We start from the raw sequence: 25,283 nt of genomic DNA on the forward strand, positions 1-25,283 counted from the left end.
ATGTACTAATGTTTTTACAGAACTTACTTCATTTGGACTTGGCTGAAATTTTAATTTAATTAGTGGCACAACAATGCTTGTAGATGCAACTCCACCCTCTAATCGGGCTAAGTACAGCCTTCTGTAGATATTTTGATTGCTTTGTCAGGAGCATTTTGGAAGGAGGTTTATATGGAATAGCTGGAGCACATTCTATTTATGTACCCCTGTCCATTATTGGTATTGTGCTTTTATTACTACTTATCTCAATTGGTATTTAGGTAGTAAATGAATAAGGTCTAACGAAAATATAACTGAAAATTCGATATATTATTAGATTAAAAATATCCTATTAAATCTTTAAAATAGTTATCAAATAAATGTAAACAATTGTAAAAAAAGAAAAGGAATGCTTATAAATGGAAAATAAATTTGCGGAGAGAACTCATTTAGTAAAGTCTTCTGAAACACGTGAAATCTTAAAAGTAACAGAAAAGCCAGAAGTCATCTCTTTTGCAGGAGGTTTACCAGCTCCGGAACTTTTTCCTGTAGAAGCTATTAAAAGTGTATGCAATGCTGTATTAAATGAAGAAGGTGCAGCTTCTTTGCAATATAGTACAACTGAAGGATATGTTCCTTTGAGAGAAACTATTAGTCAAGGAATGCAAGTTATGGGTATTAACTCTTCGATTGAAAATATTCTTATTACATCGGGATCTCAACAAGCAATTGACCTTACCGGAAGATTATTTATCAATGAGGGAGATACTATAATTTGTGAAAGCCCAACCTATCTTGCAGCAATTAATGCATTTAAGGCATACAATGCTAAATTTGCTGAAGTAGCTATGGATGATTATGGAATGATTATGGAAGAGCTAGAGAAAAAGCTACAAGAGCATCCTCATACAAAATTTATCTATACTATTCCAGACTTCCAAAACCCTACAGGTCGTACATTAAAACTTGAAAGACGAAAAAGAATGATTGAGCTTGCTAATCAATATGATGTGCTAATTGTAGAGGATAATCCCTATGGAGCTGTAAGATTTGCTGGAGAGGAGCTCCCACCTGTGAAACATTTTGACACAGAGAGTAGGGTAATTTATATAAGCACTTTCTCTAAAATTTTCACTCCTGGTCTTCGACTGGGCTGGATTTGTGCAGACGAATCTTTGATTGATAAGTACGTTGCTTTTAAGCAAATAGCTGACTTACATACTGACAGCTTTGCCCAAAGAATAACAGCAAAGTACTTTGAACTTTACGACATCGAAAAGCACATTAATAAAATTAAAGGTGTTTACAAAGAAAGATGTACAGCAATGTTATCTTGTATCAGAGAATTTTTCCCGCAAAATATAAACTATAGTGTGCCGGAAGGCGGATTATTTATTTGGATTGAGCTTCCAGAGTCTGTTGATTCGGAGGAGTTATTTGCTAAATGTTTGGAAAATAATGTTGCGTTTGTTCCTGGTACCCCATTCTTTCCGAATGGAACAAAGAATAATACTTTGCGTTTAAACTACTCGAATATGCCTAAAGAGAAAATTATTAAAGGTATGAAGCGTATAGGAGAAGTATTGAATCGTGAATTAGAGAAAGAGACAACCCTTTTATAATTCAAAGCAGACAGTTTAAGTCAGGAGGATACACAAAGAAATAAAGCCGTGTGCTCCGATTTTATATATTTTATGCATTTCTTTTAAAAGGGAACTATATAAAAAGGAATAACCCTTTTAAAAGTACATTTATGCAACATGGACATAGTCAGAAGGAGGACAAAATATGAATAATCCTGTAATTATTGTTGGTGCTGGTTTAAGTGGCCTACGTGCTGCATCATTACTTACTGAACAAGGTATTAAATGTAGAGTTCTGGAGGCTAGAGATAGAATTGGTGGTAGAATTTTGAGTGCTTTTGATCCAAACAGACCTGACCTTGGCAGATTTGACCTTGGCCCAACGTGGTTTTGGCCGCAGTATGAAAGCCATATTGCCAATCTTGTTAAAGAACTAAATTTAAAAACCTTCGTTCACTATAACAAAGGAGATATACTTTTAGAGCGATTCCAAATCAAGCCACCAGAACGCTGCATTCTACAAGAGAATTCTGATGAAAAATGGATGCGATTGACTGGTGGTGTGCAGTCCCTTATTGATGCTCTAGTAGAGACTATTCCCTCAGAAATAGTGGACCTAGAAACTCGAGTTAAGAAAATTCAGCTGAATGAAGCTGGTGATATCACAGTTGAAGCAGAACTTGCTGATGGAAAGAGAGAAAAAATTCTTGCTGATACTGTTATTTTAGCGTTGCCTCCTCGCCTTGTAGCGCGCTATATTGAATTTTCTCCCTCTCTTCCGCCAAATCTTATGAATGACATTTTAAAGAAACCTACATGGATGGCTAATGAAGCCAAGGTAGTTGCAGTCTACGAACGTCCCTTCTGGAGAGAATCAGGACTTTCTGGATTTGTATTGAGTTCCGTTGGTCCTTTACAAGAAATACATGATGCTTCCCCTGATAAAGGATCTGGTGCATTATTTGGTTTCTTCGGAATGCCTGCGGAAGTACGTCAAAAGATGGGAAAAGATAAAGTTTTAAAGTTGGTTACTGACCAATTGGTTAAGCTCTTTGAAAGTGAGGCTAAAGACATAAAGGCTATTTTTTATAAAGATTGGTCCAATGATTCTGAAACAGCTGTTGAGGAAGACTGCAGCCCTCTTAAAGATTACCAGAGCTATGGCCAACCGCCGGTAGAAGGCGTATGGGAAAAGAAAATTATTTTTGCTGGTACGGAGACTAATTCACAATGTAGTGGGCATCTTGAGGGGGCACTTCAGTCAGCTGAACAGGCAGTTATTGAAATCGTTAATTTAAATAATCAGCCTTTAAGTCACAATCCTTTCAATAAATAACTTCTACAAAATAATTATATTTGTAAGTATTGTGTCTGAATTATGGGGGGAGTATATGATGAAAATGATGAGAGCTTTACCATACTTAAATGGTAGAGCTCTTTTATATCGGTCTCGTTTTATCCTTTGTAGAAATCGTAAAATACAATTCATTATAATACTGACCTTGATTCTTATTACCTTCTATTTTGTAAACGAAACATATTTTTATCCCTTGCCCATTCCATAAAAAATAAAGGCCAATAGTTCAGCCCAAGTATATAAAAATCGAGCATATTTTACATCAACACATACTCCTTAATGTAGTAAGGTTCCTTTTTTATTTTTTGAATGGACAGGCAAGCTTACTGCCGTAGTTATATATTATTTAAAGAAGTATAACCTCATTATTTATACAGTTTCCATCATATTATTTAAAATATCATAAATTAATGCGAGAGTAATGAAACCATCATCTCCTCGAAGATGGCTACCCTTTTCAACAGGATAAAATGATGCATCCAATTGATTTAATTAATTTTGAATTAATTAAAAGGAGAAAATATAGTCATCTTTTACAGCAATAACAGCACGTGAATTAGTTGCAGAAATTATTTTTTATAATCCACTTTTTTAAGTGTAAAAGGATTTAATAATGGGGTAAGGATGATAACGGTCCAGAAAAGCCAGCAACAAAAATAAATGCTCCAAAGTTTGGTGATGAATCTAATTGTTCTAGGTAGTTTAATAGTGTGGTAGAGCCTAAGCTATGTGTTACAAATTAAGTGTTATCATCTGAATTTTTTATTTTATTAACTAACGTTTCCAACCATTCTTCCTTCTTAGGATCAGATGAATTGGGCATCTAAGGAATCAAAACTTGATGATGATCTGCTATTAAAATTTTTTTAACCAGGAGAACCAATGGCTAGCTGGTGAAGCTCCATATCCATGGATAATATATACCTGCTTGCCTATTGTTACTCTCTCCTTCTTTTATAGATATAGAGAAATTATATTACTAATCCAAACCTATATGATAGGACGAACCCTTAAATAAGCAACTAAAAGAATTTTTTAAACACAGATCCTTTTCAATGCTTATTTCTACTATCTCTGATAACAACTTCTTCAACCAATACATTTTTTCGCGATTTGATGCTTTCCATGATGACATCTGCGACGTCATCCGGGTCCATGTAAGATTCTTCTGTATAAGCACCATCCCACAATTCAGTTTTCATATTCCCCATATAAGCTCCTAATACTCTAATGGCACTATCTTCAAGTTCAAGTGCCAAATTTTCGGTGAATCCCCTTGTACCAAATTTACTTGCACTATAAACTGATTCCGTAAGTTTTGCTCTCTTACCTGATAAAGATATAACGTTAATAATATAACCTTGATTTCTCTTTTTCATATCGTTTAATACTGCTTGAGTACAAAAGATGGTGCCTTTTAAGTTAGTGTCGATCATTTGATGGACAGAGTCTTCATCCAAATTTTCTGTTAGATTAAAGACGCCAACTCCTGCATTATTAATTAATAGATCAATTTGTCCATCTTCTTCTTTAATTACTTGCATAACTTTTGTTACTTCATTCTTAGATGAAACATCCACTTCATAAATAGAATGACTATGGTTTAATGTTTCAGCTGTTCGAATAAGTTTCGTTTTCGTCCGACCAAGCAAACATACATGACAGCCTAAATCTGAATACTTTTTTGCCAATGAAGCTCCTAATCCACTTCCCGCACCTGTAATAACTACGACCTTAATATCCATATGGATTTTCCTCCGTTTTCTCTGTAAAAGGATAGACTTCTATCCAATTTGTCTTTCTCATGTACTTTTTATCGCGGCACTTCTCTAATTCTTTTAGTACCTTCATTTACTGGTTTTAAAGATAAGCGTTAAATAATTTCTAATCCACATTTATAAATATAATTTATCTTACAAGCATCCAAATTAGACATAGTGTTAAAAAGTTAGGGTTATTAATTTCACATTAAAATTGGAGTGGATATAGTAAAATACTCAGTATTCTTTTGTACATCAAAAGAACAGTTGTGATTGAGTAAGATTAGTGAATGAGCAATCAAAAATTATTTATCCAGAAAATGAGAAGGTTCGTAATATATCAAGTAGTATATTTGAAGAGCCAATTCATCGTACTGGTAATAGTATTAAAGGTAAAAATTGTAGCGTCGTTCCTCATGGAAGGCTCAATCAATCCCCATGCGGAACCGGAACTAGTACTCGATTGGCAGTTATGGTTACAAAAGAATTATTCATTAATGAACCTTTAACAGGAACGAAATTTGGAAGCTATAACAACGAGCGTCGGAAAACAATTGCTCAAAAAAAAGCAGTAATACCAGTGAAAACAGGGCAAGCATGGATTGCCTGATAGGATAATTGATCATGGTATTGATTCAATAGATTCAATAGCTTATGGTCACCAGGTAAGTGATATTTGATTTTAAATTAAACGTTCCCCAAAAAGTGCTAAAGGCTGATTTTTTGGAGATCTTTTTATCTTTTGACAAAAACAATAGCATGTACATCAATACGAATTTTATTAATAATCATTTTATAATAGAATTTTAAATTCTTTTGTTTTTTAGGTGTAATGTCTAACTAATCAATTACCTTTTCATTTTTAAGGTTATATCCAGCCGTGGGGTATCCTGTCTCCTAAGCAATTCTATTAGACTCTTCATTATTTCTTGCCTATTCTACATCTATAGTTACTCTAAGCAATTCATTTTCTAATAGTAGCATAAATAAACTCCTTTCTTTTTACGTCACCCTTTCTTCTTAATTGGACTATAACTACCTTATTAAATTTGAAAAGAAATTAAACTGTACAGGCCTTAATTCATACCTATATTCATATTTACCAGTGACAGAGGGTAAGGTGAATTTAAATAAATTCTTACAAGTTGTCTAAAGCAAATAATAGTATTCCTTATATAATAATTTTTGTATTCAGAATTATCTGATTACAAAAAATGAAAGGTAGTGATATTCTATGTTGGAAATGGTCAATTTGTTAAATAATTTTGTTTGGAGTAATGCTCTAGTATTTCTATTCTTAGCTGTCGGACTATTTTTTACTGTTCGAACCAGATTTGTACAGGTCCGACGCCTTAAAGACATGGTTACTTTACTATTTGAAAAGAACAACGACAATGCAGGTATTTCCTCTTTCCAAGCATTAGCAATGTCTTTAGGTAGTCGTATCGGGACTGGTAATATCGTTGGCGTGGCAACTGCTATTAGTTTAGGCGGACCGGGAGCAGTCTTTTGGATGTGGATTACAGGATTTTTCGGGAGTGCAACTTCTTTTATCGAGATTACACTAACTCAAATTTATAAAAGTAAATTAGAGGGTGAGTATCGTGGTGGTACACCGTTCTATATTTACAAGGGATTAAATTTAAAACGGTTCTCTGTTATTTCAGCGATTATTTTAACAGTAGTAATCGGTATTTTCTGGCCTACTGTACAAGCTAATACAATAGCATTAACTGTCCAAGATTCTTTTAATATTTCACCTTTGGTTACAGGAACTTTATTAGCTTTATTAATCGCTGTTATTATCTACGGTGGTGTTAAACGTATTGCGACTGTTTCAGAATATTTAGTTCCGTTTATGGCGTTTGGATACGTCGGTATCTGTATCGTATTATTAGCTATCAATGTTTCTGAAATTCCAGCTATGTTTTCATTAATTGTTTCTAGTGCATTTAATTTAAATGCTACGTTCGCTGGTTTATTAGGTACTGCAATTGCTATGGGTGTACAGCGTGGAGTGTTTGCAAGTGCTGCAGGTCTTGGTACTGAGACTTTTGAGTCTGGAGCGACAAGTGTATCCCATCCTGCAAAACAAGGTTTGGTGCAAGCGTTATCAATATATATTGATACTTTCTTAATATGTACTGCAACTGCTTTTATGATTTTAATTACAGGAATGTATAATGTTATTCCTAACGGTGGAGATACTATTGTTAACAACTTACAAGGTACTGGTCCGGAATTATATGCTCAATTTGCAATGGGAACTTTAGTTTCACAGACCTTTGGTCAATATTTCATGACTGTTTCATTATTCCTATTCTGTTTTACAACTTTAATTACTTATTTCTACAAAATGGATACAAATATCGCATTTGTTAAGGAAACACTTAATCTTAAAAGTTCGAGCAACTTTGTTAACCACTTAGCACGATTCGGGCTTCTCGGAATGGTGATTTTTGGTGCTATTAACTCTGCTCCATTAATCTGGGGTATTACTGACTTAGGTGTTGGACTTCTCGGATGGATTAACGTAATCACAATTTTTCTCTTATCTAAAATTGCTATAAAAGCGCTCAAAGATTACGATGAACAGAAAAAAATAGGACTCAATCCTGTCTTTCGTCCAAGTAAAGTTGGTATAAAAAATGCTGATTTTTGGGAAGAGCTTGAAGCAAAGGAAAGTGCAGCTATGTTATCTAAACCAGTCAATAAAAACTTTAGTGATCCCAAACACTCAGACGTTTTTCTAAAGTAACGAAAAAAGCCCAATTTCTCAATTATAATATTGAGAAATTGGGGCTTTTTAGTATTATAATTCCCTTAACATTTATAAATATAATTTATATTACAAGCATCTAAATTAAACAGGGTGTTAAAAAAATTATAGCTATTAATTTTATATTAGAGTCGGAATAGATACAGTAAAGTACCCAGAATCTTATATTTAAGAAAAATGCTGAGATTGGATAAAAGTAAATTTTTTGAAGAGTATCTTCATTATTTATCAGTCATGGTGTAGAAAAAATTTAAAAATTTCTTTACACGCTGTCTAATGTCAGTATTTTTTATTGAAAATATAATTAAATTGTCAAACAGTGGAATTTCCAAAAGAACATAAAAACCTTCCACATCTCTTAAAGTGAAATAATTTCTTACATAATTCTGTGTTCCTCTTTTTAGCTTTTTATTAGTACACAATAATAGTGGCTCTATTATGCGGGATATGGATTAGAAAGGAGATAAATATAATGATTTTAAAGGAATTAACAAAAAATCGTCAAATCACTATTAGTTATTATAAAGACGGATTGTTGAGCACATGTAAGGGCCGTATTTATAATCTGGATTTACAGCAACAAAGTCTTTTTATAAAAGATGGACATCAGCAGATTTGCTCTATCCGGTTGGCTAGTATTAAGGAAATTTGTTGATTATCTCTAACAGCAAACAATATGAATAACGCATATTTTAATTAAGGCAGGAGATTAATCAAATGTTTAATAGACGATGCAATCATAAAAATCTTGAAGAATTAATAAAAGAAAATAAAGAAGAATTACTTAAGGATAAAAAGGCATTAGAAGTAATTGAAAGACGTATCGAAAAACGTCATGATTTCTCAAATAAAGTATTAGGTAGGTGATGATATTGTTCTTCGATTTATCTGTCGAACCAAGACTAGAGAAGAATTCTTTTTTAAAAGATATATAAAACCTTGGACAGTTGATAAACAAGGTAGCTTTTGAAGGAGGTTTTGCAAGTATTAATACTATTAAATTAAGCCGCAGATTAGATTTACTTTTAAGTAAATTAGAAACAGCTAGCCAAAGATGAAACCTGAACGGATTTGAAAATGCATTCAGGTTCTTTACTACTTGAGGCCTTAGTAGCATATAAGGATGTTAATTTTATAAAACTAATCGTCTAGTAAATTATGTTCCTTTAACCATGACTGGGCATAATCAATAAATTTCCTCGTTGCTGGAGAAACATTAGTTTTTGTTGCAATGCCAATAAGACGAAAACAATCCTTTTCCAAGTTAACCTTACGAACATGGTCAGGGATATAAGATAAAGTCATCTCTGGACGAATACTAATACCCAAATTATTTTGCACCATAGCCATAATTGTTTGGTCATCTGAAACCTCAAATTTTACATTTGGTTTTATATTATTTTCTCGAAATATTTGACTTATTTCATTATCCCAGCCTTCTCTAGGCATAATTAAGGGTTCTGATTCTATTTGCTTAAAAGAGATTTTATCTAGTTTATGAAAAGGATGTTGTTCTGATAAAATACAAACCATTCTATCCCTTTTTAAAGGTAAAAATTTAAAAGATTTTGATGAAGGTAATACCAGTAAACTGCAATCAATTACTCCACCTGAAACCCACTGTTCTAAAGTAGAATAATCACCTTCAAACAGTTTGATCTGAATGCCTGAATAATGGTCTTGGAACTGCTTTATAATATAAGGCAACCATTGAGTAGCGACACTTGTAAATGCACCTATTCTTACAACTCCCACTTCTAATCCATTAATTGCGGCAGCTTCTTGTTTCATTCCTTCATTCAAGATTAAGATATCACGTATATATGTAAGCATACGCTCACCATTGTTGGTTAAATGGATACCTGATCGATTTCTCGTTAGTAAAGAAAAACCTAATTCCTTTTCAAGGCTAGTAATAGCATGGCTTATACCAGATTGCGTTAATTTTAACATTTCTCCAGCTTTGGTTAGACTCCCGCATTGCACTATAGTGTAAAAGACTTCAAATCTGCTAAGGGTCATTTTCTCCCTCCTTATTGTATGAGATAACTTCATGTTTAAAATGATAAACATTCATTTTACTAATGTAAAGCAGTTAAGCTATACTAGAAATAATTCATAGGCTTCACAATATGAGCTTGAAATTAAACGAAACAATAAAGTGGTATGCAGTGGAGAATGTGCATATCATCAATATTGTTTATTTTGTGAAAGATGAAAATGTTTTTTTAAAATATTTGTAAGCGCTTTAAAAATAAGTGGTACGTACTGTATATTTGGTTGTTTTCACTTGATTAATTTATTGGAAACGTTGGTTTTAAAGATTTTTAAAAATGTATGTAAGGATTTGTGACCTAATAGTTGAATCTATATTTAGTTTTATTAATATATTTTATATTGAAGGAAATAATTAAAGGTAGTTATTGAAATCCCGATTATTTAATAAAGATTAAGCGAAAAAATAATTTCAATGTACTCTGACTATGCACCTTAGATATTAAGCTTACTTGAGGTAGAAGGTGAATCAAAGCTGTAAAGTAGATTCATAAAATTATCTAGTGTTTTTATATTCTAACCAGGGGGAAATAGCTAATGAATTTCGAAGTTAAATTATCGGTTAAAGAAATTTTAAAGAATAAACAATTTAAACACGCAAGGGTAATAGCTGGAAAATCTGGCCTCTATAGATTGGTTAGATGGGTGCATGTACTGGAAATAACCTCTATTGAAAATCTTTTAAATGGAAATGAGCTTATTCTCTCTACAGGGGTCGGATGGAAAGGGGATATAGGTTCGTTTAGCTCGTTGGTTCAACAGTCTATTGACTCTAATGCTGCTGGACTCTGTATAGAATTAGGAACTTATATATCTCAGATTCCTCAACATATTATAGATTTGGCGGATTCTTGTAAATTCCCTATAATCGTTTTCTTTAAAAAAGTAAAATTTATTGATATTACACAAGAAATTCATAGTTTACTAATTCAAAAACATTATAAAGTGCTTTCAGATTTAGAGGAATATTCGAGTAGATTAAATCAATTACTTCTTTCTTCTAATCCACATGAAAAAATTTTACAGCTTCTACATGACTATTTAAAAGTAACAGTGCTCTATGTTTCTAGTCGAGGCGAAACCCAAGTTATTTCAAAAAAAACAACGACAGAACAAGAACAAGTAATCCACCTTTTAAGGGAAGGTAAGGTGCCGGATCATATAAATATTGCCCATCAATCTGTACAGGCTTTAAATCAGACTTTTGCAGATTTGTTTATTATTTCAGAATGGGAAGAAATTACTGAATTTGAGTCTTTAATTCTAGATCGTAGTTCAACAGCCTTAGCCCAAAGTTTGCTACGAGAACTATATATTGAAGAACAAAAAAAGACTCATGAAGCAGAGTGGGTATGGAATTGGCTTCATGGAGACAGTAGCGATGAACAAATCTATAGGTATCTTTCAGAGCTAGAACCTAACTTAGAGCCGAATAAATGCACAGTATTACTTTGTACAGCTAATAACTTAGAGAAAATAAGTTCGGAACATACTTATTTAAAATTGTATATTCGTTCTATTTTTGAAAAAAAGGGTATTTTTCTTTTATCTCATCACGAAAAGAATAAGATGGTTTTCATCCTCCTTAACATGCGTGAAGATACTAGTTTTAAACATAGGGTACAAGAAGGAATAGAGTGTTTAAATGAGTCTGAATTTATAAAAAATAAGAAACTTTCTAATTTATCTTTTAGTGTGGGTAAACTTGTAAATAACCTAAGTGAAGTCAAAAATAGTTATTATACCGCAAAGGAAACAATGAATATTAGAGAAAAAATGTCAAATTTACATAGTTATTTCTATGAAGATTTATATATTTTTCGACTAGTTCTAGCAGCTAATGACCAAGGTGTTCTGTATGAATTTATTCACGACTATATAGGACCTGTACTATTGCATGATCAGCAAAATAATGGAGAGTTACTAAAGACCTTAAAAATATATTTACAATGCAAAGGGGCAAAAAAAGAAACAGCTGAACAACTCCATATAGTTCGTCAAACACTTTATCATCGACTTGATAGATTATATGAGCTAATTGGCAAAGACTTTATGGAATCTTATAAACGTCAAGCAATTGAAGTTTCTATTTCTGCATATGAATATGCTTCTACATCCAAATTTCCTTATGAATATGTGCCTATAGTTAAGTCATCTTGATTTATAAAGAAACCCCTAATAGGGGTTTCTTGTTGTTTAACAATGTGTAAAAAAAAATAGAAATATAATACATGTTGTAGAAAAAAACTCATTTAACATTTTACATAGTGTCTAATGATAGGCATTTTTATAAGAAATATAATTACCTCATAGAATTTCAATAGTCTTAAAACAGGAGGATTCACAATGGCGATAATACAAACAATACAAAAGCTAAAGAACTATATAGGAGGACAATGGGTAGAGTCTGAAACTAAACATATTGAGGATGTTCCTAACCCTGCTACAGGAGAAGTAATAGCTCGTGTACCATTCTCTACTCAAAAAGAATTAGATCAAGCTGTTTCTGTTGCTAAAGAAGCATTCAATAAATGGAAGAAGGTTCCTGTTCCTCGACGTGCTCGTATCTTATTTCGCTATCAACAACTTTTAGTAGAAAATTGGGAAGAACTAGCTAAATTGGTTACTTTAGAAAATGGAAAAAGTTATGACGAAGCTTACGGTGAAGTTCTGCGTGGAATTGAATGTGTTGAATTTGCAGCAGGCGCACCAACCTTAATGATGGGCGATCAACTTTCTGATATTGCTACGGGTGTTGAATCAGGTATGTATCGTTACCCTATTGGAGTAATCGGGGGGATAACACCGTTCAATTTCCCTATGATGGTCCCATGCTGGATGTTCCCACTTGCAATTGCATGTGGAAATACTTTTGTATTAAAGCCATCTGAAAGAACGCCATTATTGGCGAATCGCTTAGCAGAATTGTTTAAAGAAGCAGGGCTTCCAGACGGCGTATTCAATATCGTACATGGTGCGCATGATGTGGTTAACGGCATATTAGACAATGAGGATATAAAGGCTGTATCTTTTGTTGGTTCACAACCTGTAGCTGAGTATATCTATAAAAGAGCTGCAGCTAACGGTAAACGTGTACAAGCACTTGCAGGAGCAAAAAATCATTCGATTGTCATGCCAGATGCTGATTTAGATATTACTGTGACTAATATTATTGGTGCTGCTTTTGGATCTGCAGGAGAACGTTGTATGGCAGCTTCAGTAGTGGTGGCAGTTGGGGATGTTGCAGATGAATTAGTAAGTCGCCTTCAAAAAGCTGCGGATGAAATCAAAATTGGAAATGGAATGGATAAAGGTGTATTCCTTGGACCAGTTATTCGAGAGTCACACAAAAATCGTACGATTAGCTATATTGAAGTTGGTGAAGAACAAGGTGCTTCTCTAATTAGGGATGGAAGAAAAGACGCAGAAGGTGAGCAAGGATACTTTGTTGGCCCTACGATTTTTGACCACGTAAAGTCCGACATGAAAATTTGGCAAGATGAAATTTTTGCACCTGTATTATCAATTGTTCGAGTAAATACCCTAGAGGAAGCTATTGAGCTTACAAATAAATCAGAATTTGCCAATGGTGCCTGCTTATATAGCGATAGTGCTAAAGCAATCCGTGAATTTCGTGAAGAAATCGATGCAGGTATGCTTGGTGTCAATCTTGGCGTTCCGGCCCCGATGGCATTCTTCCCGTTCTCAGGCTATAAGAAATCTTTCTACGGCGACCTTCATGCCAATGGAAAAGACGGTGTAGAATTCTATACTCGTAAAAAAATGCTTACTGCTCGTTATTAAGATAGAAGTGTAAGGTCACCAAAAAGTAGAAGGAGGTTATTTATTATGCAAACAACAGAAGAAACAAAAAACTTACAAGCAATAGATGAAAAGTACCTTTGGCATGCAATGAAAGGATCAAATGCAAATCCCTCAAACTTAATTATTACGAAGGCAGAAGGTGCTTGGGTGACTGATATTGATGGAAATCGCTATCTAGATGGTATGTCTGGTCTATGGTGTGTTAATGTTGGGTATGGTCGAAAAGAACTTGCAACAGCAGCTTCGAAGCAACTTGAAGAAATGCCATATTTCCCTCTAACACAAAGTCATATTCCGGCTATTAAACTAGCTGAAAAATTAAATGAATGGCTTGGCGATGATTATGTCATTTTCTTTTCTAATAGTGGTTCAGAAGCGAATGAAACTGCTTTTAAAATCGCTCGTCAGTACCACCAACAAAAAGGAGATCATGGACGTTATAAGTTTATTTCAAGATATCGTGCTTATCATGGAAATTCAATGGGTGCACTTGCTGCAACAGGTCAAGCACAACGTAAGTATAAATATGAGCCACTAGGACAGGGTTTTTTACATGTAGCTCCTCCTGATACGTATCGAAATCCCGAGGATGTTCATACACTTTCAAGTGCAGAAGAAATTGATCGTGTTATGACATGGGAATTAAGTCAGACAGTAGCTGGTGTAATTATGGAGCCTATTATTACAGGCGGTGGAATTTTGATGCCTCCTGATGGATACATGGCCAAAGTAAAAGAAATTTGCGAGAAACACGGAGCGTTACTTATTTGTGATGAAGTTATATGCGGATTTGGACGAACAGGGAAACCATTTGGATTTATGAACTATGGAGTTAAACCAGATATTATTACCATGGCAAAAGGTATTACAAGTGCGTATCTTCCTTTATCGGCAACTGCAGTCAAGAGAGAGATTTATGAGGCTTATACAGGTAGCGAAGATTATGATCGCTTTCGTCATGTAAATACGTTTGGGGGAAATCCTGCTGCTTGCGCTCTAGCGCTGAAGAATCTGGAAATTATGGAGAATGAAAAGCTTGTAGAACGTTCCAAAGAACTAGGGGAACGATTGTTACTAGAGCTAGAGGATATAAAAGATCACCCAAATGTAGGAGATGTTCGCGGAAAAGGTCTTCTTTTAGGTATTGAATTAGTAGAAGATAAGCAAACAAAAGAACCAGCTACCATCGAAAAAATGAACAAAATTATTAGCGCTTGTAAAGAAAAGGGCTTAATTATTGGTAAAAATGGGGATACCGTTGCAGGATACAATAATATTTTACAACTTTCCCCTCCATTAAGTATTACAGAAGATGACTTTACTTTCATTGTTAATATATTAAAAGAAAGTATATTTCAACTGTAATTAATTAGCTGTGAAAAAACAACTAAGAACACTGAAAGAATGTTAAAGGAAAGCGTAGTTCCTTTTAAAGCAAAATGATAGGGACTGTCCTATCGTTTTGCTTATTATACGTATTCCTGTGCTTAATAATATTTGCACATCCGCTCTTTATTCTTAAGAAGGTGCAGGCTCATTTTAACTTTATAAAGTAGATTGGGCTTATTTAGTTTGTGAGGGAAGAGTGTTTATGTATGCTTAAATGCTAGAGAAAGTATGGAGTCGTAGTGATTTTAAATCCAATATTATTCTCCCTAGTTATGTATTATTCTTATTGTTAAGTCTATCCGTTTTTTTTTTGCGAATATTAATTTTGTCTTCCTGTAAGAGGAAGGCATTTTTTTGTTTTAATAGATTTTTTTATTTATTCATTTACACTAGATATATTACGCTCTCTAAAATGTATCTAAAGGTCTAAAATTTATAAACAATATAACAATAATTATTATATACTGATAGTAAATGACTTCTCAAAATACTAATTTACATAACATTAATGTAAAAATAACAAACCGTAATGTTTAACACTGTGTCTAATGTGAGTTTTTTAAATATACATTACATTTAGATAAATAAAGGTAAACACTCATCTACTGTATATGGCTCTACTGAAAAAATGATACATATTGGTTTGAAATTGAATATAGATGTTTTTAATTCAATATTTTGGTTGAAAAGTTTGATTACCAACGATATGTAGAACCAGCTCCAGAGTTTTGAATGAAATACTTTAATATGTAGATGAGTAGTTACAATGAAATATTTTCTACTCTATTCTAAGATTTAAGAAGCAATACAATTAGATTAGAGAGCGCTTACAAAAAAGAGATTTAAATTTCTACATAAAATTGAAAGGAGGTAATCCTAATTTTTAAATAGATTGCATATGAAAAACAAGTTAATTCCGATCTCTTTATTAAATTACGAGATTGTAGATTTTATTTTTAAAATATTTCGAATTTTATAAACAATATTTAGTTTTGGATATAAATATCTATTGAAAATCTATCTTTAGACAGGGGGATTTCGATGAATGACATTATAAGTTGGTTAAATGGTTATGTCTGGAGTCCAATATTAGTTTATTTGCTTCTAGGAATTGGTTTGATATATACAGTTCTCACACGCTTTGTACAAGTAAGGTTTTTTAAAGAGATGGTGAAGCTGGTTTTTGAGGGCGGAGGTTCTAAGGCTGGGATAAATTCTTTTCAATCATTAACTATGTCACTAGGAGGTAGGATTGGTACAGGTAATGTAGCAGGTGTAGCTACTGCTATCTCGTTAGGGGGACCGGGTGCTGTTTTTTGGATGTGGCTTGCAGCATTCTTTGGAAGTGCTACGTCGTTTGTTGAAATCGCTCTCACTCAAGTATACAAAAGCAAAATTGATGGCGAATACAGAGGGGGAACTCCTTTTTATATTGATAAAGGAGTAAAACTAAAGTGGTTTGCTGTTATATCTGCAATCTTAACACTACTTGTGATGGGTTTTTTATGGCCGGGAGTACAAGCTAATACAGTAGCATTATCAATACAGGAAGCTTTTGGAGTATCGCCAATGCTAACCGGGATTCTCGTTGTTATTGTACTAGGTGCTATTATTTTTGGCGGTACTAAGCGAATAGCAAAATATACTGAGATCGTTGTTCCGTTTATGTCTGTGGCTTACATCCTCGTTTGTTTAATCACTCTTACTTTGAACTTTTCTAGCATACCAAGTGTTATTTCCTTAATTTTTACGAGTGCTTTTAATTTAAGCTCGACTTTTGGAGGGTTAATGGGTGCTGCCATTGCTTGGGGTGTACAAAGAGGAGTTTATGCAAATGGAGCTGGTTTAGGTAGTGAAACGTTTGAATCCGGGTGCGTAGAGGTGTCTCATCCAGCTAAACAAGGTTTAGTTCAGGCATTCTCTGTCTACATTGATACTTTTTTAATCTGTACCTCAACGGCATTTATGATTCTTATTACGGGAATGTATGATGTGAAGCCAGTAGGGATGGAGCCAGTTACTAATAAACTTGGAGACGTAGCACCATCTCTTTACACACAACTTGCCCTTGAATCCGTGATCCCTAAATTTGGTGCGGCATTTCTCGCCATCGCTCTGTTATTCTTCTGCTTTACAACAATTTTGTCTTATTATTATAAAGCAGAAACAAACCTTGCCTTTCTTAAACATAAATTAAGAATAAAATCAGTTTGGCCCAATCATATATTGAAAGTTATCTTAATGGCCACTGTACTGTATGGTAGTCTTAAATCGGCAGAAACAGTATGGGCAATGGGGGATCTAGGCACAGGAGCCATGGCTTGGGTAAATCTTACTGTTGTTCTTCTTCTTTCAAAAACAGCATTAAAAGTATTCAAGGATTATGAAAGGCAGAAAAAAGAAGGGAAAGATCCTATATTTGAACCTGCAAAATTAGGAATTAAAGGGGCAGACTTTTGGGAAGAGGAATATAGAGGAATTGAGGAAGATATACCGACAGAAAAAAAAACATTATCAATGTAGAAATAATGTAGTAATCCATAGATAATGAAGGACCAATAGAATTAGATTTCAGATGTTTCCGAACAGACTTTCTTTAAAGGGAGTCTGTTATTTTTTTGTACAGCATAGTACATTCAGAACACAACCGAAAGGACATAGTGCCTATTACAGACCGAGTTATTTAATGCGGTGTTAAAAAAATTAGTAGATATATTTTACACACTGTCCAATGTAGGTTATCAGAACCTAAGGTATCTTTAAATTAATTAATATTAAAAATCTTAATTTTAAATTTTTTAGAAATTGAAAAAGAGGTGGGAGTAATGACTTTAGTAATAAATGAAGTTGAATCAGCTTTAGTTAACAATGAGATTACTCAGAAAATGTATATCAATGGTGAGTGGGTTCTAAGTGAAGGAAATAAGAGTCGTGAAATAATTAACCCAGCGAATGGAAAAATAATTGGAACAGTAACCGAGGGTTCAGCAGAAGATGCTAAAAAAGCAATTGAAGCCGCACGAAAAGCGTTCTATGAAAATGGATGGATGAATAGTAAGGCCAGAGATCGTGCAGAACTTCTTCTTAAAATTTCCAATAAACTCGAAGAAAGAAAAGAAGAATTTGCTTATTTAGATACTTTAAATAATGGAAAGACACTAAGAGAGTCATTAGGTGACGTTGAAGATGCTGTAAATCAATTACGTTACTACGCAGGGTTAGCCACAAAGCCACATGGTCAGACATATGATGTTCCGGATGATATTCAAGCAATGGTTGTTCGTGAGGCAATTGGTGTTGTCGGAATAATTGTTCCATGGAACTACCCATTAGTCATGGCAAACCAAAAAATCGCTGCTGCCCTTGCTGCAGGTTGTACAGTTATAGTAAAACCTGCACAGCAAACTCCACTTTCTGTCATTCGCTTGTTCGAGCTTATTGACGAAGTAGGACTTCCTCCTGGTGTAGCTAATTTAGTGCTAGGTCCTGGAAGAACAGTTGGATCAGAATTAGTTTCAAATCCAGATGTAGACAAAATTTCCTTTACTGGTGGCACTGATACAGGAATTAGACTAATGAAATCCGCAGCAGATACAGTTAAAAAAATCAGTTTAGAATTAGGTGGAAAATCTCCTAATATCGTTTTCGCTGACGCAGATTTTGAAACAGCTGTTGATTACGCTTTATTTGCTATCTTTGCAAACCAAGGGCAAGTATGTTCGGCCGGTTCTCGTTTATTACTTGAGGAAAGTTTGTATGAAAAGTTTGTACCGGAACTAGTAAAACGTGCCAAGATGATCAAAGTAGGTCCAGGCTGGGTGGATGGTATTGAAATGGGTCCCCTTGTTTCGGAAGATCATATGAATACTGTACTTGATTATATTGAGATCGGAAAAAATGAAGGAGCTACCTTGCTTTGTGGAGGCAATCGAATTGTAGAAGGTGAGTTTGGTAAAGGTTATTTTGTTGAACCTACTATCTTTGGAGATACAACGCCTAATATGAGAATTGTACAAGAAGAGATTTTTGGTCCTGTTTTAGCGATTCAAACCTTCAAGACTGAAGAGGAAGCCATTGAATTAGCAAATGGTACGGCTTTTGGTTTGGCGGGTGCTGTTTTCTCAACTGATGGGGCTAAAGCACAACGTGTAATTCGTCAATTACGTGCAGGAATTACATGGATCAATACGTACCACCCAACATTTAATGAAGCGCCTTGGGGTGGTTACAAGCAAAGTGGGATTGGCAGAGACCTAGGAACGTATGGTTTTGAAGAATATCTAGAAACGAAGCAAATTAATATAAACCTTAAAGTAGAACCATCAGGCTTTTTTGAAGGAAATAAGAACAATTAAACCATATTTTTTTAGAGGGGATTACAAATGAGAAGTTTTGACGTTATTGTCATTGGGGCTGGTGTAATCGGATCTAGCGTAGCATATCATTTAGTCAAAAAGGGTCTTGAAGTTGCATTAATTGAAAAAGGCGGTGTTGCATCAGGTACTTCTAGCAGATGCGACGCTGTAGCATTAATTTGTGATAAAAAACCTGGTATTGATACTGAAATCGGCTATGCTAGTATCCAACTTTTTAAACAATTAGCTAAAGAATTCTCAGTGGATTTTGAGTTTGCTTCACGAGGAAGTTTATATGTTTGTGAAACAGATAAAGAACTAGAAATTGCTAGAGGATATGTTTCTGAACAAGCTAAGGATGGCTATGATATGCGGATGGTTGATAGACATGAATTACAACAAATTGAACCATATTTAGCCGATGATTTAGCTGGTGGAATATGGACAGAAGTAGACTCCTCTATGAATCCATATAAATTATGCTATGCATTTGTTGAAGAAGGAAAAAAGCTGGGATTAAAGGTTTATGACTATCATTCTGTACAGAGTATTACACTAGATGACAAAGGAAGAGTTGAAAGTGTAGTAACAGACCAAGGAACCTTCAAAACAAAAAGAATTGTTAATTGTGCGGGAGTATGGTCACCTAAAATAGCAAGTATGGTTGGGGTCCATATACCAATTAAGCCCAGAAAAGGTATGGTATTAATCTCTGAAAAGACACCTTTTAAGGTAGCAAGCCAAAAAGTTCATGAATTTGGATATATGTTATCTAAATTTGAAGATATTAATTTTAAAAGAAATGTAAGTGAACTAGTTGAAAAACATAATGTAGCCTTCACGATTGAGCCTACAGACGCAAATAACTTTTTAGTAGGCGGCCATCGAGCTTTTAGAGGTTTTGATATCAGTTCAGAAGTTGAAGTCATGCGTGCCATAGCAGAGAGAGCCATTCGCTTCCTGCCAAAATTAAAAGATATTAACTGTATAAGAGCCTATGCCGGAGTAAGACCTTGGGTAGAAGACCACCTTCCAATTGTCTCAGAAGTAGAAGAAGTACCTGGATTTTACATCGCAAGTGGACATGAAGGGGACGGTATTAGTATGTCTCCTATCACCGGAAGAATGGTGGCTCAACTTATTACAGGTGAACCAACTGATTTTAATATTGATAAATTAAATTATTCAAGATATAAGAAAAGACAAGCTGTCAATATCTAAAAACAATGAATATAAATGAAAATTAAAATAATGGGTTAATAATAGGAGGAATAAATTATGAGTATTGCGCCAAAAGGAATTTTTGTACCATTAATTACGCCATTTAATGATGATGAAACGATTGACTTTCAATCTTATAAGAAAGTAATCGATTTTCAAATCGAGAGTGGAGTTCATGGTCTTCTAGTTGGAGGTACAACCGGAGAATATCATGTTATGTCATTAGAGGAACGCAAGAGTCTAATCAAAGCTGGTTGTGAATATGCGGCAGGAAAAGTACCTGTTATGGCAGGTGTCGGATGCTCAACAGCAAAGGAAACAATTGAACTTGCCAATTATGCTGGAGAATGTGGCGCTAAGTGGGGACTCGTTTTACCTCCTTATTATCATAAGACAAGTGAAGAGGGAGTTCGTGAATTTTTCAAGGAAGTAGCTGAAAAATCAAATGTTGGAATTGTCATTTACAATTATCCTGGAGCAACGGGCGTTACCCTTTCTCCCGAAATGATTTATGAGCTGGGTCAGGAAGAAAACATTGTAAGCGTCAAAGAATCCGCAGATTTTGGTCACCTATGCGAGGTTGTGGCTTTGACGAAGGATGTCGAGAACTTTACTGTATTTACTGGCGAGGAACACTTTATCCTTCCTACTTTCTCTGTTGGAGGGCAAGGGGCTTTTGGAATCCTTGTTAATTTGCTACCTAAAGAACTAGTAGAACTTTACGAACTGGCAGTTGAGAAGAGCGATATAAATGCTGCACGTGAATTAAATAAAAAATTATCAGGGATTTATGGCTTAATGGAAGCAGAAGGCAATCCATATCCAGGTCCAGTGAAAGCAGGCATGGATCTAATTGGAATTAAAGGCGGAAAAGTGAGAAAGCCTTTAACACAACCTACTGATGAGATCAAAACAAAGATTAAAGAAGAGCTGGTAAAGTTAGGATATGAAGTTAAATCACCGGTTGGTGTGACAGAAGCATAATGTAAATAGAATGAGATTAATTAATAGTTTCAGAGAATACATTTGTATTCTCTGAAACTATAAGGAGGAATCATAATTGACCACCAAAGCCTCTATTAATGAACGAGAATACGGTTATTTAGGAAAAGAAAAAGAAAGCACAATTATTACCATGAAAAAAGGCCAATATGTAGCCGGCTATTCAGTTGGAATCCTTTATCTAGATGAATGCTGGTACCCCGTACTACCAGGAAACGTTGCTAACCTATCTACGTATGATTTCCCCGTAAGGCTAAAAGTAGTACCAAATTGCAACCAGGAAAGAATTCATGTGGGTGATCCTACATTATTGGATGACATTATAAAGGCAGCAAAGGAATTTGAAGCAGAAGGGGCGCGTGCAATATGCGCAGCATGTGGATTTTTTGGGAATTTCCAAGATAAAGTGGCAGCATCTGTGGATATTCCAGTCTATCTTTCAAGTGTTGTTCAAGTACCTTGGATTAAAACGGGATTAAAACCTAGCCAAAAAATAGGTATGTTGACAGCAGATGCACATGGAATTACTCCAAATTTGTTTAAAAGTTGTGGTATAGATGATCCAAGTATTTGTGTGGTAAGAGATTTAGGCAGATTGCCCGAATTCTCAGCGATTATTGAGAGCAGAGGGTCCTTTGATAATGAGAAAGTCAGAGCAGAAGTAGTAGAATCAGCGATTAATATGGTAAATGAGAATCCTGATATTGGGGCAATTTTGCTGGAGTGCAGCGATTTACCGCCTTATGCAGCTGATATCCAAAGAGCCGTAAGACTACCGGTATTTGACTTTACTACTATGATTAGATGGGCTCATTATGCTACTAGTCAAAAGCCATATTACGGTTTTATCTAAAAAATAAAAAAATATTAAGATAAACGTAGCATGTACACACACTCAACGGGTTATTTTAACCATATTCTTTGATGTGCTACTCTGTACGTATGAGACATGTAACGTTCTCTTTTGCGTAAAATAGATGGCTATGCATCTATTTTATACGAAATGAATGTTGATGTCTTTTTATTTTATTTTATTTACCTTTAATCAATATTCAATTCCTCAGAAATCTTTAGATAGATAAACGAATATTAATTCCTTACCCGCCTAAAGAGACCCTGGATAAAATAAAGAGATCTAATTTTATTAAGTTAACTTATAGTATTGGAGGAGAAATTCCATGAGCGAAAATCGAACCGTAATATGTAGATGTGAAGAAATTACATTGGGAGAGATTAAAGAAACGGTTGAGCGTTTTCAATGTTCCTCACGTGAGGTAAAGCTGCGAACTCGAGCTGGTATGGGACCTTGTGGAGGACGCACATGTCGCGGCATGATTGATCGGCTAGTTGAACAATTGGGTGGTCCGGCAGTTTCTAATGAGGTGTCACTTAGCTATCGTCCTCCTGTTCGACCGGTTTCATTTGGTGTATTAGGAGGAGAAACAAAATGAAATCTATGAGGGTTAATGATCATCCAGTTCTAGGTAGCCTTGAGAAACAAAAGAAAATTAATATTTACTTTGATGGACAACCATACGTGGCTTATGAAGGAGATACCATTGCATCAGCTTTGCTTGCATCTCGGGTCCGGACCCTGCGAAAACATGAGGACAAAAATACTCCACGTGGAATATACTGTAATATCGGCCATTGCTTTGAATGTCGGGTACAATTAAACGGGAAAAACACAGTTAGGGCTTGTTTAACTCCAGTAGAAAACAATATGAAAATTGAGTCAAACATATCTCTTTCCCCGACTTCCCTAAAAGGAGGTACATTATGATGGATCTTGTAGTTGTAGGCGCAGGACCAGCTGGCTTAGGGGCAGCTATCACGGCAGCTGAAAATGGACTAAAAGTATGTGTACTTGATGAATTTGTAAAGCCTGGAGGGCGTTTATTAGGACAGCTACACGAAGAACCTGATGGAAAATGGGTAAATGGCATTGAAGAAGCCCAAAAACTCCATAGTCGTGCTATTGAACTTGGCGTAAATATCTTATGTGGAGTTTCGGTATATGATTTAATAAAATTGCCAACTGGATGGTGTGTATATACTACAGATAAAGCCATTGAGTCTAAGTGCCTTTTACTTGCCACCGGAGCTTCAGAGACGCCTCTTCCTATTTCAGGATGGACCCTTCCGGGTGTAATGTCAATTGGAGCCGCCCAAGTGATGGGAAATGTTCATCGTGTAAAGCCTGGAGAGAAAGGGATTATTATCGGTGTCAATGTGCTTTCAGTAGCTATTGCCCGGGAACTACAATTATGTGGAGTTCATATTGAGAACATTTTACTTCCAAAACCAGGTATTACATCTGGTGATTCAGCCAATCCAGAGAAAATGATGGAATCACTTTTACGACTTACCCACTTAGCTCCTTCACCTTTGATAAGATTTGGAGGCAAGTGGGTGAGTCCAAAACTCGGAGCACGCCTGTTTCCGAAAAATGGATTTAAAATGTGGGGTATTCCTATTCAACTGCGCAAAACAGCTCTTGAAATAGTTGGAGAAAAGCAGGTAGAGGGAGTACGTATTGCCGATATTTCCGCAACTGGAGAAATTGTACCTGGAACTGAGAAAGTGATAGATGCTGACTTCGTTTGTATTGCGGGAGGACTTACACCGATGTCTGAACTTGCTGCAGTTGCTGGCTGCTCGTTCTCCTATGTTCCTGAATTGGGGGGACATGTTCCTTTACACAACGAATATATGCAGACGAACCTGGGAGGTCTATATGTAGCTGGTAATATTACAGGAGTTGAAAGTGCTAAAGTGGCCAGGGCCCAGGGAAAAGTGGCAGGGCTTTCAATTGCACGTGAACTTAACGCTCTAAAGGATCATGCTGATGAAAAAGTTAGTGAGGCTATTGCCCAAATCATAGAAACACGACGTAATGCTCTAATTCAATTTCAACCCGGTATTGAAGAGGCTCGTACGGAACTTCATTACAAGTTTTATGAATTTGCTGAAAAAAGAATTTCTATTTAATTACAGATATTATTTTTTAATTTATTATTAATCTTTGACTTGAGATAGTTATTTCTGCTCTACGTAAAAATCTATCTTCCGTATTAGAAGAAAGTCTAATACGGTTATTTTTGATTTACTCGGAAAATTAATCCTGTTTTTATTTAGCTAAAATAGGAATTATTCAAAAATTATAAAAGGAGGATATATTATAATGAAGGTTTTAGTCATTTTAGCTCATCCTAATATTGAAAAGTCAATTGTGAACAGAACATGGGTAGAAGAATTGAAAAAACATTCTAATATAACGATTCATGAACTGTATAAACAATATCCGGATGAAAAAATAGATATTGAAAGAGATCAGAAGCTCTGTGAAGAACATGATCGAATTGTTTGGCAGTTCCCATTTTATTGGTATAGCTCACCGCCACTTCTAAAAAAATGGCAAGATGAAGTACTCACTCATGGCTGGGCTTATGGTTCAGAGGGAAATAAATTGCATAATAAAGAACTTATTTTAGCAGTATCGACTGGAAGTGCAAGAGAAAGGTACCAAGCTGGCGGCCGTAATAATTATTCGATGAGTGAGCTTTTAAAGCCATTTCAAGCAACTAGTAATTTAATAGGCACTAAGTTTTTACCGTCTTTTGTTTTCAATGGAACCTATTCTTCAACAGATGAAGAGATACAAGAAAGTGCAAGAACGTACGTAAATTATATTCTTTCCAGAGATATTTTTGAATGAACTATTAAGAGTTTATAGTGTAACATTTATCAAAATAAGAAATAAAAAACGGATATTTCCTAATTTTAAAGGGATATCCGTTTTTTTATTTCTAGAGAAAATAAAGAAGGTCTTCAACTATTGTAAAATGAACGTCCGTAATGTCTTATCATATCTAGCTCGTTTTTTACAGTGTGTCTAATGTGGTGCGAAAAGCCAATGCTTATACTTGAAATATAAGTCTAACCGTAATCAAAAGTAAGTTTAATTCAGTTAGGTTG

20 protein-coding genes are annotated in these 25,283 nt (G+C 34.8%); 18 read left to right on the forward strand and 2 right to left on the reverse strand.

The window, feature by feature from the left end; all coding sequences use genetic code 11:
* The first annotated feature begins 398 nt into the window (after window positions 1-398).
* The gene (locus ACN6NE_RS29210; RefSeq protein ID WP_474328899.1) at window positions 399-1,601 is read left to right on the forward strand and encodes an aminotransferase-like domain-containing protein; all 1,203 of its coding nucleotides are present in this window, start codon (window positions 399-401) and stop codon (window positions 1,599-1,601) included.
* Window positions 1,602-1,767: 166 nt separating this feature from the next.
* The gene (locus ACN6NE_RS29215; RefSeq protein ID WP_474328901.1) at window positions 1,768-2,898 is read left to right on the forward strand and encodes a flavin monoamine oxidase family protein; all 1,131 of its coding nucleotides are present in this window, start codon (window positions 1,768-1,770) and stop codon (window positions 2,896-2,898) included.
* 1,073 nt (window positions 2,899-3,971) lie between these two features.
* Here the strand turns inward: ACN6NE_RS29215 and ACN6NE_RS29220 are convergent.
* Complete coding sequence (locus tag ACN6NE_RS29220) at window positions 3,972-4,664, reverse strand: SDR family oxidoreductase (protein ID WP_474328903.1); 693 nt, start codon at window positions 4,662-4,664, stop codon at window positions 3,972-3,974.
* A 301-nt stretch (window positions 4,665-4,965) separates the two neighbouring features.
* On the opposite strand from ACN6NE_RS29220, the gene ACN6NE_RS29225 reads away from it, so the two are divergent.
* The 4 genes from ACN6NE_RS29225 to ACN6NE_RS29240 all read left to right on the forward strand — a co-directional run bounded on the left by ACN6NE_RS29225 (window position 4,966) and on the right by ACN6NE_RS29240 (window position 8,325).
* Window positions 4,966-5,289, forward strand: a complete 324-nt coding sequence (locus ACN6NE_RS29225; protein ID WP_474328905.1) for a proline racemase family protein — start codon at window positions 4,966-4,968, stop codon at window positions 5,287-5,289.
* Window positions 5,290-5,913: 624 nt separating this feature from the next.
* A complete protein-coding gene (locus ACN6NE_RS29230) occupies window positions 5,914-7,437 on the forward strand; it encodes an alanine/glycine:cation symporter family protein (RefSeq protein WP_474328907.1) in 1,524 nt (507 codons plus the stop codon).
* Window positions 7,438-7,927: 490 nt separating this feature from the next.
* On the forward strand, window positions 7,928-8,113 hold the full coding sequence (locus ACN6NE_RS29235) for a YolD-like family protein (protein WP_474329144.1): 186 nt from the start codon (window positions 7,928-7,930) through the stop codon (window positions 8,111-8,113).
* 62 nt (window positions 8,114-8,175) lie between these two features.
* Window positions 8,176-8,325, forward strand: coding sequence for an FbpB family small basic protein (locus tag ACN6NE_RS29240; protein WP_430136115.1), 150 nt, complete (start codon window positions 8,176-8,178; stop codon window positions 8,323-8,325).
* Between the two features lie 273 nt (window positions 8,326-8,598).
* Here ACN6NE_RS29240 and ACN6NE_RS29245 read toward each other — a convergent pair whose 3' ends face one another.
* The gene (locus ACN6NE_RS29245) at window positions 8,599-9,480 is read right to left on the reverse strand and encodes a LysR family transcriptional regulator (RefSeq protein WP_474328909.1); all 882 of its coding nucleotides are present in this window, start codon (window positions 9,478-9,480) and stop codon (window positions 8,599-8,601) included.
* Between the two features lie 570 nt (window positions 9,481-10,050).
* Between ACN6NE_RS29245 and ACN6NE_RS29250 the strand changes: the two genes are divergently transcribed.
* The 12 genes from ACN6NE_RS29250 (at window position 10,051) to ACN6NE_RS29305 (ending at window position 25,023) form a co-directional block, all read left to right on the forward strand.
* Window positions 10,051-11,673 (forward strand): PucR family transcriptional regulator, encoded by a 1,623-nt coding sequence (locus ACN6NE_RS29250; RefSeq protein ID WP_474328911.1) that lies wholly within the window; start codon window positions 10,051-10,053, stop codon window positions 11,671-11,673.
* Window positions 11,674-11,859: 186 nt separating this feature from the next.
* Window positions 11,860-13,317 carry a CoA-acylating methylmalonate-semialdehyde dehydrogenase gene (locus ACN6NE_RS29255; RefSeq protein WP_474328913.1) on the forward strand — a complete coding sequence of 486 codons (1,458 nt, stop codon included), beginning with the start codon at window positions 11,860-11,862 and terminating at the stop codon, window positions 13,315-13,317.
* Window positions 13,318-13,362: 45 nt separating this feature from the next.
* Complete coding sequence (locus ACN6NE_RS29260) at window positions 13,363-14,703, forward strand: aminotransferase (RefSeq protein ID WP_474328915.1); 1,341 nt, start codon at window positions 13,363-13,365, stop codon at window positions 14,701-14,703.
* A gap of 1,065 nt (window positions 14,704-15,768) precedes the next feature.
* Entirely contained in the window at window positions 15,769-17,250 is a 1,482-nt protein-coding gene (locus tag ACN6NE_RS29265; protein ID WP_474328917.1) for an alanine/glycine:cation symporter family protein, read from the forward strand.
* A 302-nt stretch (window positions 17,251-17,552) separates the two neighbouring features.
* Window positions 17,553-19,082 carry an aldehyde dehydrogenase family protein gene (locus ACN6NE_RS29270; RefSeq protein ID WP_474328919.1) on the forward strand — a complete coding sequence of 510 codons (1,530 nt, stop codon included), beginning with the start codon at window positions 17,553-17,555 and terminating at the stop codon, window positions 19,080-19,082.
* 27 nt (window positions 19,083-19,109) lie between these two features.
* Window positions 19,110-20,303 carry an NAD(P)/FAD-dependent oxidoreductase gene (locus tag ACN6NE_RS29275; RefSeq protein WP_474328921.1) on the forward strand — a complete coding sequence of 398 codons (1,194 nt, stop codon included), beginning with the start codon at window positions 19,110-19,112 and terminating at the stop codon, window positions 20,301-20,303.
* 57 nt (window positions 20,304-20,360) lie between these two features.
* Window positions 20,361-21,287, forward strand: a complete 927-nt coding sequence (gene dapA, locus ACN6NE_RS29280) for a 4-hydroxy-tetrahydrodipicolinate synthase (RefSeq protein ID WP_474328923.1) — start codon at window positions 20,361-20,363, stop codon at window positions 21,285-21,287.
* A gap of 76 nt (window positions 21,288-21,363) precedes the next feature.
* The gene (locus ACN6NE_RS29285; RefSeq protein ID WP_474328925.1) at window positions 21,364-22,158 is read left to right on the forward strand and encodes an aspartate/glutamate racemase family protein; all 795 of its coding nucleotides are present in this window, start codon (window positions 21,364-21,366) and stop codon (window positions 22,156-22,158) included.
* 325 nt (window positions 22,159-22,483) lie between these two features.
* The gene (locus ACN6NE_RS29290; protein WP_074683159.1) at window positions 22,484-22,756 is read left to right on the forward strand and encodes a (2Fe-2S)-binding protein; all 273 of its coding nucleotides are present in this window, start codon (window positions 22,484-22,486) and stop codon (window positions 22,754-22,756) included.
* Window positions 22,753-23,088, forward strand: a complete 336-nt coding sequence (locus tag ACN6NE_RS29295) for a (2Fe-2S)-binding protein (RefSeq protein WP_474328927.1) — start codon at window positions 22,753-22,755, stop codon at window positions 23,086-23,088. The genes ACN6NE_RS29290 and ACN6NE_RS29295 overlap by 4 nt, the downstream gene beginning before the upstream one ends.
* On the forward strand, window positions 23,085-24,296 hold the full coding sequence (locus ACN6NE_RS29300; protein WP_474328929.1) for an NAD(P)/FAD-dependent oxidoreductase: 1,212 nt from the start codon (window positions 23,085-23,087) through the stop codon (window positions 24,294-24,296). Before ACN6NE_RS29295 ends, ACN6NE_RS29300 begins: the two co-directional genes overlap by 4 nt.
* A gap of 193 nt (window positions 24,297-24,489) precedes the next feature.
* A complete protein-coding gene (locus ACN6NE_RS29305) occupies window positions 24,490-25,023 on the forward strand; it encodes an NAD(P)H-dependent oxidoreductase (RefSeq protein WP_474328931.1) in 534 nt (177 codons plus the stop codon).
* The last annotated feature ends 260 nt before the right edge of the window (window positions 25,024-25,283 follow it).

Source organism: Priestia sp. 53B2, from assembly GCF_056099005.1.